Genomic DNA, 12,868 nt, shown 5'->3' with positions numbered 1-12,868 from the left:
ACGGCGTTGCGACGGGGGGATTGCGGAACCGGGCCACTCATCTATTAAGTTACTTCGAAGAAGGCGGGCGGGGCTGGCATCCCCCGTACGGCTCCGCCCGTCCTTCGCCATCCCCCGACGCCGTCCTTCGCCGTCCCCCGGCGCCGTCCGGCGCCCTCCGAAGACGTCCCCGAGCTGCCCCAGGACGTCCCCGACGCAGTCCTAAGCCCCTCGAAGGAGCCCACCGCGATGGGAAAGCGCCGCAAGCCCAGCCCCCCGAGCCGGGCCCGCATGGCGGTCCTCACCACGGCGATGGCCGGCGGAGCGGTGCTCGCCGCCGGCACCGCCCAGGCCGAGCCGACCCCGACCCTCGCCTCCGTCAAGGAGCAGGTGGACAAGCTCAACGAGGAGGCCGAGCAGTCCGTCGAGCAGTACAACGGCTTCCAGGACAAGCAGCAGAAGCTGCAGAGCGCGGCCAACACGATCCAGGAGAAGGTCGCCCGCGGCCAGGAGGCGATGAACGAGCTGCGGACCCGGCTCGGCGCGGTCGCGGCCGACCAGTACCGCAACAACGGCATCGACCCGTCCGTCCAGCTGATGCTCGACTCCGACCCGGCGGCCTACCTGGAGCGCGCCGCGGTGCAGAACCAGGTCACCGACGGCCAGGCGTCCCTGCTCAAGCAGGCCCAGGACGAGCAGCGCAAGCTCGACCAGGACCGCGCCGAGGCCACCGCCACGCTCGCCCAGCTCGACTCGGTCGGCACCGAGCTGGCGGCGAAGAAGCAGCAGATCCAGACCAAGCTGTCCGAGGCGCAGGCCATGCTCAACAAGCTGGGAGCCGAGGACCGCGCCAAGGTCAACGCCCAGCAGGCCGCCGACAAGGCCAAGGCCGAGGCCCAGCAGGCGGCCGCCACCGACCGCGCCTCCCGCTCCTCGGCCCGCCAGGACCTGAGCACCCCGGCCCCGCCCGCCAGCGGCCGCGCCGCCACCATCATCGCGTTCGCCCAGGCCCAGCTGGGCAAGCCGTACGGCTGGGGCAAGAGCGGCCCGGACACCTTCGACTGCTCCGGTCTCACCAGTCAGGCGTACAAGGCGGCCGGCGTGACGATCTCCCGGATGTCGCAGGACCAGTGGAACGACGGCCCGCGCATCTCCCGCGACGCCCTCCAGCCCGGCGACCTGGTCTTCTTCTACAGCGACATCCACCACGTCGGCCTCTACATCGGCGACGGCAAGATGATCCACGCCCCGCGCACCGGCAAGAACGTCGAGGTCCTGCCGATCTCCGCGATGCCCTACATGGGCGCCGTCCGCCCGTGACACCGGCCCGCCGACAGTGGCGCCCGGCCGCCACAACGGCGGGCTGACGGCGGCGACTTGGCCGGTCCGGGGGGCCGTGGTCGGCTCCCGGACGGGTGCGGGACGCGGTCGGCGGGCCGATTCCGTTCCACCACGTCGTCATCGGCATCAGCAGGCCCTGAAGGCGCCCGGGGGCCGGTGGCTCCGTGGCGGGCGCCCCAGCCCGCGCGCCTCACCCGCCGGCCACGGACAGGACGATCTTGCCGGTGGTGCGGCCCCGTTCGCCGAGGCGGTGGGCGTCGGCGGCCCGCTCCAGCGGCAGGACGGTGTCGAGCAAGACCCGCAGCCGGCCGGACTCGACCAGCCGGGAGACCTCCAGCAGGCCCTGCCGGTCCGGCTCGACCAGCATGAAGACGGCCCGGACGCCCGCGGCCTCGGCCTCGGCCGGCGGGAAGGCGTCGGTCGGCGGCGTGATGGAGACCAGGGTGCCGCCCGGCCGCAGCGAGCGCAGGGAGCGGGCCCAGTTCAGTCCGCCGATCGGGTCCAGCACCACGTCGACCTCCCGGACGGCCTCGGCGACGTCCTGGGTGCGGTAGTCGACCAGTTCGTCCGCGCCCAGCTCGCGCAGCAGGCCGTGCTTGGCGGCGCGCGCGGTGCCGATCACGTACGCGCCGCGGTCCTTGGCGATCTGGACGGCGAGGTGGCCGACGCCCCCCGCGGCCGCGTGCACCAGCACCCGCTGCCCGGGGCGCAGCCCGGCGGTGTCCACCAGGGCCTGCCAGGCGGTGAGCGCGGCGAGCGGCAGGGCGGCCGCCTCGTGGTGGCTCAGACCGCGGGGCTTGGGCGCGAAATGCCTGGCAGGGGCCGCCAGGTACTCGGCGTAGCCGCCCGCGGCGTGCGGGAAACGCGGCATCCCGTACACCTCGTCACCGGGCCGGAAGACCGTCACCCCGTAGCCGACCGCCTCGACCACGCCCGAGACGTCCCAGCCGAGGATGAACGGCGTGGTGCCGCCGGTGGGCGTGGTGCCGCGCGAACGGGTCTTCCAGTCGGCCGGGTTGACGCCGGCCGCGTGCACCCGGACCAGGATCTCCCCGCGGCCCGGCTCGGGGCGGGCGGTCTCCACCCACCGCAGCACCTCCGGGCCTCCGGCGGTGTCCTGCGAGATCGCGCGCATGGTGTCGGGCATCGGGGCTCCTCGTGGTCGTCGGCCCGGCCTGCTGACCGGGGGTGGTGCCGCCAGCGTGCCGGGACGCGGCCGCCCCCGGTGGTGGCGCGATGGCCACATGGTGAAAGGATCCGGCCATGCACCACGTCGGCGTACTCGCCCTGGACGGCGTCTTCCCCTTCGAACTCGGCATCCCGGCCCGGATCTTCGGCACCGCCCGGGACGAGACGGACAGTCCGCTCTACACCGTCACCACCTGCGGCCTGGACGGCGGGCCGGTCCGCACCGCCGCCGACTTCCACCTGGCGGTCGGCCGGGACGCCGGGCTGCTGGCCGAGGTCGACACCGTCGTCATCCCGCCCTCGGATTCGCTCGGCGACATCCGCGAACACGGCACCCTGCCGGAGCCGCTGCGCACCGCGCTGGCCGCGATCCGCCCCGGCACCCGGATCGTCGGCATCTGCACCGCGAGCTACGTGCTGGCCGCGGCCGGCCTGCTCGACCGGCGCCGGGCCACCACCCACTGGCGGGAGGCCGACCGGCTGCAACGGATGTTCACCACCGCCCGGATCGACCCGGACGTCCTGTTCGTCGACGACGGCGACGTGCTGACCTCGGCCGGGGTCGCCGCCGGCATCGACCTGTGCCTGCACCTGGTCCGCCGTGACCACGGCAGCCGGGTCGCCAACGAGGTCGCCCGCTCCTGCATCGTCCCGCCCTGGCGCGACGGCGGCCAGGCACAGTACATCCGCCGCCCCGTCCCCGAACCCTCCTCCGCCACCACGGCCGCCACCCAGGCCTGGGCCCTGGAAAGCCTCGCCGAACCGCTCACCCTCGCCGACCTGGCCGCCCATGCCCACACCAGCGTGCGCACCTTCTCCCGCCGCTTCCGTGAGGAGACCGGTACGACCCCCGCCCAGTGGCTCACCGCCCAGCGCCTCGACCTCGCCCGGCACTACCTGGAGACGACGGACTGGACCGTCCCGTTGGTCGCCCAGCGCTCCGGCCTGGGCACCGGTGCCTCGCTGCGCCAGCACCTGCGCGCCGCCATCGGCGTGAGCCCGCAGGCCTACCGGCGGACCTTCCACCCGGCCTGACGACCGGACGACTGCGTGCATCGAAGGCGCCAGGGCCTGTCCGGCCCGCACTGCGGGAGCCATCCCGTCCGCTGCCGGTTCGCCGGCGCCGGACGGCTCACGGACGCGGCGCGCAGGCCAGCAGGTACGGCAGTGCGGGGAGCACCAACAGCCCGACCCACCACGCCAGTCGGTGCCGCCGGCCGTTGCCCGGCCGGGCCAGCCGGCGGACCCTGGGGAGCACCCCGGTGGAGGCGACTCCGAACGACGTCCCGCCCGATGCCGCCCCGGACCCCGACGCCGCCCCGGACGCCGAGGTGGCCAACGCGCAGAGCGCCGACGCCAGTTCGCTGCGGGACACCTTCGCCAGCGCCGCGTCGTCCGCCGCCATCTCCAGCAGCAGTGCGACCTCCGAGCGCCCCAGCCGGGCCAGCGGCAGCGGCCCGAACAGCAGGGCGAAGGTGTCGGCGGGCAACCGGAAGAGGTGGTGGCGGCCGCGGATGTGCCCGTGCTCGTGGGCGACGGCCGCGGCCAGTTGCCGCTCGTCCAGCAGGCGCAGCGCGCCGCGCGACAGCACGACCCGGGAGCGGCGCCCCGGCAGGCAGTAGACGGTCGGGTGGGCGTGCTCCAGCACCAGCGCACCCCAGCGGCGGTCCGGTACGGCGACCACGTCCAGCACCGCCCGGTGCCGCCGCCGGGCCCGCCCGGTCCGCACGCCGACGACGGCCACCAGTGCGGTGAGCACCGCCCCGGCCGTAGCCAGCAGCCACCAGTCATGGGTGTGGGGCAGCACCGGCCCGGTCGGTTCGAGGTGGGAGATCAGCCCGATCAGCCCGATCAGCCCGGCCGGCTCGTGCGCGGCGGGCTCGACGGCGTGGTGCCCGGCCAGGACCAGGGCGACGGTGAAGGAGGCCATCAGCGCCAGCCACAGGGCCGCGCCGAGCGTGGGGCGGGCCTGGAGCCGGGCGGAGCCGGCCAGCCGGCGGGGCAGCAGCACGCCGGTCACGGCCAGGTGGAGGCCGAGCAGGGCGAGCGTCACCCGGCGTCCCGGGCCTTCACCTGTTCGAGGGCGGCGATCAGCGCGGACGCCTCGTCCCCGCTGATCCGGTCGACGAAGTGCAGCAGCGCGCCGGCCCGGTCCGGGCTGGTCTCCAGCGCCTGGTGCATCAGCTGGGCGGTGTATGCCTCCCGGGTGCAGGTCGGCTCGTACACCCAGGCGCGGCCGACCTTGTCCCGGCGCAGCCAGCCCTTGGTGTGCAGGATGTCGGCGACGGTGGTGACGGTGGTGTACGCGACCGCCCGCTGCTGCTGGAGGTCGTCGACCACCTCGCGCACCGTGGCCGGACGGCCCCAGGTCCAGAGCCGGTCCATGATCTCGGCTTCGAGATCGCCGAAACCCCGTAGCACCGCCCTCGTCTCCCTCGCCGAACCCTCCGCCGGCGCCCTTCGCCCGCTGGAACGCGGCCCATGCTACGGCGCCGCGCCGGGCGCCCGCCCCCGGGTGAGGGGAGCGGGCGCCCACGGAGTCCGGGCAGTGGTGGCCACCCGGTGGTCAAGGAGTGCCTGACGTGCTCGAACGGCGATCAGGACAGCCGCCGCCCGAGCGCCACCCGCGAGCGGGTGAACAGCGCCGCGAGCAGCCCCGCCACCACCGGCAGCACCAGCACGACCAGCAGCAGTTCCCCCCAGGGCGCGGTGATCAGCGCCGGCTGCGAACCGGCCCCACCGACGCGGGACTTCAGCAGCCCCACCGCCGGGACGAACCCGTTCGCCGCCCCGAGCACCGCGCCGAGCAGGGCGATCAGCGCGCACTGCAGGCCCGCCATGGTCCGGCGGATCCGCGGCGGCGCGCCGACGGCCGCCAGAGTGGCCTGGTCCTGCCGGGAGTCGGCGGCCGCGAGCCCGGTGGCGATCCCGGCCGCGCCGAGCACGACCAGTCCGGCGAAGCCGGTGAGGGCGAGGGTGATCGCGTCGCTCCTGGGCCGGTAGCCGCGCTCGACGGTCAGTTCGGCGTAGTGGTCCAGCCGGGCGGCGGCGGCCGCGGCCCGCTGCTGCGCCTTGCGGTCGGGCGGGGTGGCCGGCCGCCACACCGAGCCCTGGGGCGCCGAGCCGAGGCCCAGCCCGGCCAGCGCGCCGGTCGGCATCAGCCCCTGGGCGAAGCGGGCCGCGTTCGGGTCGTCGACCAGCACCGCGTCCACCGGCACTTCCCGGAGGTCGGGCCCGGGGATCTGCCCGGGCTGCAGCGGCGCACCGCCGCCCCCGCGCAGCAGCAGCACGGCCTTGCCGTCGGCGCCGATCAGCGAGCGGTCGAAGACCAGCAACTTCCCGGCTGCCAGGGCTCGTTCGGCCGCCGGATCGCGGACGTCGAACAGGTTGTGCAGCACGGAGGCGTCCCCGGTGGCGACGCGCGGCGGGTCGGCGAGCCGGTGCGGCTCGGCCGGTCCCTTGAGCACGACGGTGCTGGAGCAGTTGTCGCAGAACCGGTAGACCAGCTGGCCGACGTCGGCCCGCCCGCCGAGCCCGGTCAGCTGCTTCTCCACCTCGGCCGGCAGCTGGGCGGCCTTCGGTCCGTCGTCGTGGCTGATCAGCTGGACGGCGCCGAACGGGGCCTGCGGCCGGTAGTCGCGCCGGTTCTCGGCGTCCGTACTGGTGCCGTACACCCCGATGGCGACGGCTCCGGCCACCGCGGCCATCACCGCGGCGACGGCCGGCGCGGTGCGCGAGCGGTTGCGGGCGGAGTCCCGCAGCGCCAGCCGGGGGCCGAGCGGCAGCCGTCCGGCGAACCGGCCGAACAGGGCGACCAGCACCGGGGTGCAGGCGAGCAGGCCGAGTTCGGCGGTGATCGAGCCGCCGAGCACGGTGAGCGTACGGGCGTCGTAGGTGCTCACCACGGGCAGGCCGCGCTGCACCGCGCCGGCGCCGTACACCGCGATCGCACCGCCCCCGAGGACCAGCGCCACGCCGAGCACGGTGACCAGGCGGCTGGGCGTGCGGACGGTGTCCCGCCCGGTGAGTCCGGCGGTGACGCTGCGCCGGGCGGCCTGCCAGGCGGGCAGCGCGGCCGCGAGCAGCGCGGTGAGCAGGCCGATCCCGGCGATCGCCAGCAGGTCGGCGACCGGCAGCGCGAAGTGTCCGAAGCGCGCGCCGCCGACCTCCTCGATCACCGGCCGCAGCGCCGCGACCAGCCCGGTGCCGACGGCCACGCCGAGCGCCGCTCCGGCCAGGCCCAGCACCAGTCCGCCGCCGAGCACCACCGCGCCGATGTGCGAGCGCCGGCCGCCGGCCGCGCCCAGCAGCGCGAGCTGGCGGCGGGAGCGCCGGGCGCCGACCGCGAAGGCCGGCCCGGCGAGCAGGGCGACCTCCAGCAGCGCCATCCCGGTGACGGTGGCGACCACGACCCTGGTGCTGTTGCCGATGGCCGGGTCGCGGTAGGTGGTGGAGTCCCGGAAGTAGGGGACGGCCCCGTACGGCGGCGGGTCGAGCGCGACCGAGCGCGCGGTGAGGGTGTAGCCGTGGGCGTTGAACCACTGGACCTGCGCCCAGTCGAGGGCGCCCCCGCCCGGCAGGTGCACCAGCCAGGACGGGTGCTCGCCCCGCGCCCGCTCGGCAGCCGGGCTGCCGGGCTCCGCGGCGGCGGCCAGTTGGTCGAGCAACTCGCCCGGCCTGGCGACGAGTTCGACCCGGCCGAGGTCGCCGGGGTGCTCCACCACACCGGTGACGGTGAAGGTGCTCCCTTCCAGCCCCTGGACGGTGGTGGTGCCGCCGAGCGAGAGCCCGGCGTGGTCCAGGAAGGCCTGGGTGGCGGCCAGTTCGTGCGGTGCGCCCGGGGCGCGGCCCTTGACCAGGTCCAGCCGGCCGCGCCAGACCGGGTCGCCGAGGTCGGCCTCGGCGGTCAGGGTGCGGACCAGGCCCTCGGGCGAGCTGGCGCCGGTCTCCGGACCGGTCCGGGCGGGAGTGAGGGTGCTGCCGGGCGGCAGCAGCGAGGTGACCAGGGCGGCCGGATCGGTGCCCGCGGCCTTCAGCTGCTCGGGCGTCGGCTGCCCGCCGGGCCGGGGCTGGACGGCGAAGGCGCCGTCCTCGGCGACCGGGGCCTGTTCGACGCTCCGGCCCGGGCTGAGCGCGGTGACCAGCGCGTCAGCGCCGCCCACCACCCGCTCGACCCGTTCGGCCGGGGTCAGTTGACCGCTGCGGTGGACCACGTCGGCGCCGGTGACCCCGAGGACGGGCAGTGCCACCATGGCCAGGATCAGGGCGCTGCGCCCCTTGGCCCGCAGCGCGTCGCGCCGGGCGAGCCGCAGCGCGACCCTCCACGCTCCGAACCTCACCGGACCACCTGGCCCAGGTGGTTGGGCCGGTGGACGGCGGCCTGGCAGCCGCCGGAGCGGCGCCCGGTGCTCTCCGAGGCGACCGCGCCGTCCCGCAGGTGGACCACCCGGTCCGCCCAACCGGCGTGCGAGGCCTCGTGGGTGACCATCACGGCGGCCGCCCCGGCGTCGCAGCGGGCGCGCAGCACGGCGAGCACGGCGTCGCCGGTGGCCGAGTCCAGCGCGCCGGTCGGCTCGTCGGCGAGGACGAGCCGGCGCTCGCCGATCAGGGCGCGGGCGATGGCGACGCGCTGCTGCTGGCCGCCGGACATGTCGTCCGGGAACCGGTCGGCGAGCCCGCCGATGCCCAGTTCCTCCAGGGCGGCCAGCGCCTCCCGGCGGGCGGTGCGGCCGGAGACCCCGTCGAGCTCGCGCGGCAGGGCGATGTTTTCGGCGGCGGTGAGCGCCGGGATCAGGTTGTAGTCCTGGAAGACGTACCCGACGGAGCGCCGCCGCAGGTCGGCGAGCCGGCCCCGGCCGAGCCCGCCGAGGGCCACGCCTTCGACGAGCACCTGGCCGTCGCTGGGCAGGTCCAGCCCGCCGGCCAGGGTCAGCAGGGTCGACTTCCCGGAGCCGGACGGGCCCATCACGGCGACGAACTCGCCCGGGTGGACGGTCAGGTCGATCCCGCGCAGGGCGTGGACCTCGGCGGCTCCGCGCCCGTGCACCCGGGAGACCCCGGACAGCTGCAGGACGGGTGCGGGCCGGCTCGGATCGATATGGGACACAGTTCCCCCACGTGAGCTGGTCAGCTGTATATGTCGGTGAACTATATATGTCGTGCGCGGATGCACAAGCCGGCCCGGTTCGGTCAAGGTTCTACAAAGCTGTCGAAGATCAGCCGAAAAGGTGACGTGCGGCGGCTGTGGCGGGTCTATGCTTTTGGAGGTTTGAAAAGGCACCTCGTTCGGTGAGGCGTCTTCACGGACACAGGCCACTGACCCGACGACGTCGAGAGACGCCCAGGTTCAGGACAGGTCTTCCCGAGTTAAGGGTTGACCCCAAGTGGCTTCCGGCCGATCCGGCTGGACACGCCGTGGAGTGCCAAAGCTCTGACGAGTTGGGGTGTACCGGTCCCTCGTCGACCGGTGTGCTCCTTGCCGTGTCGCGACGCGGCGCACAGTCGGTGCGCCCCCGACCGGGAGGAGGCGAGAGACATGGACTGCAATAGTCCGGGCCACAGTAGCCCCTACCCTCGCATGCTCTCGAACACCTCCGGCACGCGGTAACAACCTTCCCTGCGCGTTCACCCGGCGCTTCGTCCTGTGCTCAACCATGCCCGGACGCAAGCCGCCTGACGCTTCGTCATGCCCGCACGGCCGCCGCCGCTCAGCGTCGCCGTACGGAGCGGACGGCGTGCGCCCGCAGGGAGGATCGCTGCTGCGTGCCCCCTGTCGCCCTCTCAAGGAAGAGGGCAGGGAGGCTCCGCCATGACCAACGTGATGCTGGACCCGAAGGTCCCCACGGTCCACACCGCTCCCGCCGTCCCGTCCGCCGTGCTCGACGACGCCCACGTCGGCGACATCAAGGGCGCGCTCGGCACCATCCGGCTCGACGACACCACCCCCCGCAGCGGACTCTCCGCCCGGCTCAAGACCCTGCTGGCGATCGTCGGCCCCGGCCTGATCGTGATGGTCGGCGACAACGACGCCGGCGCCTTCTCCACCTACGGCCAGGCCGGGCAGAACTACGGCACCCAGCTGCTGTGGACCCTGCTGATGCTCGTCCCCGTGCTGTACGTCAACCAGGAGATGGTGCTGCGCCTCGGCGCCGTCACCGGCGTCGGCCACGCCCGGCTCATCCTGGAGCGCTTCGGCAGGTTCTGGGGCGCGTTCAGCGTCATCGACCTCTTCCTGCTCAACGCCCTCACCCTGGTCACCGAGTTCATCGGCGTCACCATGGCGGCCGGGTACCTCGGACTGCCGAAGGTCGTCTCGGTGGTGCTGGCGGCGGCGATCATCATCGCCTCGGCCTTCACCGGCTCCTTCCAGCGCTTCGAGCGGGTCGCCATCACGCTGTGCGTCGGCTCGCTGCTGCTGGTCCCGATCTACTTCATGGTCCACCCCAGGACCTCGCAGATGGCCCACGACTTCGTGACGCCCAGCATGCCCGGCGGCGCCGGCCAGCTGGCCGCCGTGATGCTGGTCATCATCTCGATCGTCGGCACCACCGTCGCCCCCTGGCAGCTGTTCTTCCAGCAGTCGTACGTCATCGACAAGCGGATCACCCCGCGTTTCATGAAGTACGAGAAGGTCGACCTGTGGATCGGGATCGTCGTGGTCATCGTCGGCGCGGCCGCGCTGATCGGCCTCACGGCGGCGGCCTTCGCGGGCACCGACGGCTTCGGGCAGTTCTCCGACACCGCCGCCGTGGCCAAGGGCATCGAGGACAAGGCCGGACACCTGGCGGGCGTGCTGTTCGCCATCGCCCTGCTGGACGCCTCGATCATCGGCGCCTTCGCGGTCTCGCTGTCCACCGCCTACGCCATCGGCGACGTCTTCGGCATCAAGCACTCGCTGCACCGCGGGGTCAAGGGCGCCAAGGGCTTCTACGCGGTGTACGCGGGCCTGGTGGTGGTCGCGGCGGCGATCACCCTGCTCTCCAACGGCTACACCCAGGGCCTGATCACCCAGTTCGTCCAGGTGCTCGCCGGGGTGCTGCTGCCCTCCGCCACCGTCTTCCTGCTGCTGCTCTGCAACGACCGGGCCGTGCTCGGCCCGTGGACCAACGGGCCGAGGACCAACGCCTTCACCTCGACGGTGGTCGGCGTGCTGGTGATGCTCTCGCTGATCCTCACCGCCTCGGTGGTCTGGCCGGACATCAGCTCCGGTGCGATCCTGTGGATCATGAGCGGCTGCGGGGTCGCGGGCGTCCTGGTCGCCGGGTACTTCTTCACCGTCGGCCGGCGGGGCACCAAGGAGGACCCGATCGACCGCACCGGCCGCGAGGACTGGCGGATGCCCCCGCTGGAGACGCTGAGCCGTCCGGTGATGTCCACCGCCCGCAAGGTCGGCATGGGGGCCCTGCGCGCCTACCTGCTGATCGCGATGGTCATGGTCATCATCAAGATCGTGCAGACCGCTCTGAACCACTGAGCCACCGGTCGCGACCCGTACGGACGGGCGGTGGGCAGCGGCTCGCCACCCGTCCGTTCCCTTTGCCCGCCTTCCCCGCGACTCCCCTGAGCGCAGCGACTCCCGTGAGCGCAGCGGCTCCCGTGGGTCCAGCGGATCCTCCGGAGGAGGTGCCGTCGTGCACACCCTGACCACCGTCGAGTTCCTGGTCCGGCTCGCCGCCGGCGTCGCCTGCGGCGCGCTGATCGGCGTCGAGCGCCAGTGGCGCGCCCGGATGGCCGGTCTGCGCACCAACGCCCTGGTCGCCGCCGGGGCCACCCTGTTCGTCCTGTACAGCGAGGCCGTCGGCGACACCGGCAGCCCCACCCGGGTCGCCTCCTACGTCGTCTCCGGCATCGGCTTCCTCGGCGGTGGCGTCATCCTGCGCGACGGCGCGGGCGTGCGCGGCCTCAACACCGCCGCCACCCTGTGGTGCTCGGCCGCCGTCGGGGTGCTGGCCGCCTCCGGCAAGCTGGACCTCGCCGTCCTCGGCACCCTCGCCGTGCTCGCCGTCCACCTGGTGCTGCGCCCGGCCGGGCGGCTGCTCGACCGGGCCCCGCAGTCCGGCAGCGACCCGGACTCCACCTCCCGGGCCACCGTCCACCTGGAGTGCGACCGCAAGGCCGAGAGCCACATTCGCGCCCTGCTGCTCCAGGCCCTGACCGCCTCCGGCCTCGCCCCCACCGGCCTGCGCGCCCGCCGCACCGACCAGGGCGACGCCACCAGCCTGCGGGCCACCGTGGCGATCAGCGGCCAGGTCGCCCCGGCCCTCGAACAGGTCGTCACCCGGCTGTCCCTGGAGCCCGGCGTGCGGGACCTCCACTGGCACCTGGACGACGAGACGGACGAGCCGGGCAACCCGGCGCTGGCCTGACGGCGCTGATGTAGAACGGAAAGACCGTCACACGAACCCTCCGGGAGGCCCGATGCCGAAACCCGACCCCGAGCACGGGCCGCTGGTGCCGATGCTGCTGGTGCTGACCGTGGTCACCGGGGTGGTGGACGCGGTCAGCTACCTGGCGCTCGGGCGCGTCTTCGTCGCCAACATGACCGGCAACGTGGTGTTCCTCGGCTTCGCCCTGGCCGGCGCCCCCGGGCTGTCCGCCACCGCCTCGCTGGCCGCCCTCGCCGCCTTCCTGCTCGGCGCCCTGGCCGGCGGCCACCTCTTCCGGCGGCTGTCCGGCCACCGGGGGCGCCTGCTGACCGTCGCCGTCGCCGTCCAGTCGGTGTTCGTCGCGGTGAGCATCCTCCTGGCGGCCGCGATCGGCCACAGCTCGGAGACGGCCCGCTACACCCTGATCGGGCTGCTCGCCCTCGCCATGGGCGGGCAGAACGCGGTGGTCCGCTCGCTCAAGGTCCCCGATCTGACCACCACCGTGCTCACCATGACCATCACCGCCCTCGCCGCGGACCTCACCGGCTCGCGCCGACTGGCCTCGGCCGTCTGGATGTTCGCGGGTGCCCTCCTGGGCGCAGCCCTCGTCCTCCACGCCTCCGTGCCCGTCGCCCTGGCCCTGGCCTTCGCCCTGCTGGTCGCCGTCGCCGGCCTCACCCACCTCGCGGGCCGGTCCACCCCGGCCCCGGCCTGGACGCACCGGCGCTGAGGCGCAGGGCGGTCAGCCCTCCGGGCGAGGTGAAAGCCGGTCCCGGCCCCGCCGAGCGGCTCAGTCCTCCAGGCGGTTCCCGGCGCGCCCGCTCCACAGCGGTTCCAGGCGGGCCCAGTCGGCGGTCCACTCGTCCTCGGCGCGGCGGTCGAGCACGTTCAGGCGCAGCCGCAGGGCGGTCAGCCCTCCGGGCGAGGTGAAAGCCGGTCCCGGCCCCGCCGAGCGGCTCAGTCCTCCAGGCGGTTCCCGGCGCGCCCGCTCCACA

10 protein-coding genes, 1 pseudogene and 1 riboswitch are annotated in these 12,868 nt (G+C 74.3%); of the genes and pseudogenes, 5 read left to right on the top strand and 6 right to left on the bottom strand.

Annotation, left to right across the window (positions count from 1 at the left end; genetic code table 11):
• The first annotated feature begins 228 nt into the window (after positions 1 to 228).
• A complete protein-coding gene (locus ACZ6Z8_RS23660) occupies positions 229 to 1,299 on the top strand; it encodes a C40 family peptidase (RefSeq protein ID WP_465612055.1) in 1,071 nt (356 codons plus the stop codon).
• Between the two features lie 211 nt (positions 1,300 to 1,510).
• Here ACZ6Z8_RS23660 and ACZ6Z8_RS23655 read toward each other — a convergent pair whose 3' ends face one another.
• Positions 1,511 to 2,467 (bottom strand): NADP-dependent oxidoreductase, encoded by a 957-nt coding sequence (locus tag ACZ6Z8_RS23655; RefSeq protein WP_465612054.1) that lies wholly within the window; start codon positions 2,465 to 2,467, stop codon positions 1,511 to 1,513.
• A gap of 116 nt (positions 2,468 to 2,583) precedes the next feature.
• On the opposite strand from ACZ6Z8_RS23655, the gene ACZ6Z8_RS23650 reads away from it, so the two are divergent.
• Positions 2,584 to 3,543, top strand: coding sequence for a GlxA family transcriptional regulator (locus tag ACZ6Z8_RS23650; RefSeq protein WP_465612053.1), 960 nt, complete (start codon positions 2,584 to 2,586; stop codon positions 3,541 to 3,543).
• Between the two features lie 97 nt (positions 3,544 to 3,640).
• On the opposite strand, the gene ACZ6Z8_RS23645 is transcribed toward ACZ6Z8_RS23650, so the two are convergent.
• The 4 genes from ACZ6Z8_RS23645 to ACZ6Z8_RS23630 all read right to left on the bottom strand — a co-directional run bounded on the left by ACZ6Z8_RS23645 (position 3,641) and on the right by ACZ6Z8_RS23630 (position 8,605).
• Positions 3,641 to 4,561, bottom strand: coding sequence for a M56 family metallopeptidase (locus ACZ6Z8_RS23645; RefSeq protein ID WP_465612052.1), 921 nt, complete (start codon positions 4,559 to 4,561; stop codon positions 3,641 to 3,643).
• On the bottom strand, positions 4,558 to 4,893 hold the full coding sequence (locus ACZ6Z8_RS23640) for a BlaI/MecI/CopY family transcriptional regulator (RefSeq protein ID WP_465612218.1): 336 nt from the start codon (positions 4,891 to 4,893) through the stop codon (positions 4,558 to 4,560). Before ACZ6Z8_RS23640 ends, ACZ6Z8_RS23645 begins: the two co-directional genes overlap by 4 nt.
• Positions 4,894 to 5,105: 212 nt before the next feature.
• Complete coding sequence (locus ACZ6Z8_RS23635; protein ID WP_465612051.1) at positions 5,106 to 7,847, bottom strand: FtsX-like permease family protein; 2,742 nt, start codon at positions 7,845 to 7,847, stop codon at positions 5,106 to 5,108.
• Positions 7,844 to 8,605, bottom strand: coding sequence for an ABC transporter ATP-binding protein (locus ACZ6Z8_RS23630; protein WP_465612217.1), 762 nt, complete (start codon positions 8,603 to 8,605; stop codon positions 7,844 to 7,846). The genes ACZ6Z8_RS23635 and ACZ6Z8_RS23630 overlap by 4 nt, the downstream gene beginning before the upstream one ends.
• Positions 8,606 to 8,781: 176 nt before the next feature.
• A riboswitch (M-box (ykoK) riboswitch) is annotated at positions 8,782 to 8,958 on the top strand.
• Between the two features lie 358 nt (positions 8,959 to 9,316).
• Between ACZ6Z8_RS23630 and ACZ6Z8_RS23625 the strand changes: the two genes are divergently transcribed.
• The 3 genes from ACZ6Z8_RS23625 to ACZ6Z8_RS23615 all read left to right on the top strand — a co-directional run bounded on the left by ACZ6Z8_RS23625 (position 9,317) and on the right by ACZ6Z8_RS23615 (position 12,603).
• Complete coding sequence (locus tag ACZ6Z8_RS23625) at positions 9,317 to 10,981, top strand: NRAMP family divalent metal transporter (protein WP_465612050.1); 1,665 nt, start codon at positions 9,317 to 9,319, stop codon at positions 10,979 to 10,981.
• Between the two features lie 157 nt (positions 10,982 to 11,138).
• A complete protein-coding gene (locus tag ACZ6Z8_RS23620; protein WP_465612049.1) occupies positions 11,139 to 11,873 on the top strand; it encodes an MgtC/SapB family protein in 735 nt (244 codons plus the stop codon).
• A gap of 52 nt (positions 11,874 to 11,925) precedes the next feature.
• On the top strand, positions 11,926 to 12,603 hold the full coding sequence (locus ACZ6Z8_RS23615; RefSeq protein ID WP_465612048.1) for a YoaK family protein: 678 nt from the start codon (positions 11,926 to 11,928) through the stop codon (positions 12,601 to 12,603).
• Positions 12,604 to 12,663: 60 nt separating this feature from the next.
• On the opposite strand, the pseudogene ACZ6Z8_RS23610 reads toward ACZ6Z8_RS23615, so the two are convergent.
• A pseudogene (locus tag ACZ6Z8_RS23610) lies at positions 12,664 to 12,868 on the bottom strand (hypothetical protein); the annotation flags it as partial.

It is taken from the genome of Kitasatospora sp. NPDC101108 (assembly GCF_055584725.1).
The sequence above is the reverse complement of the archived record's forward strand: the minus strand, read 5'-3'. Positions and strand labels throughout refer to the sequence as shown.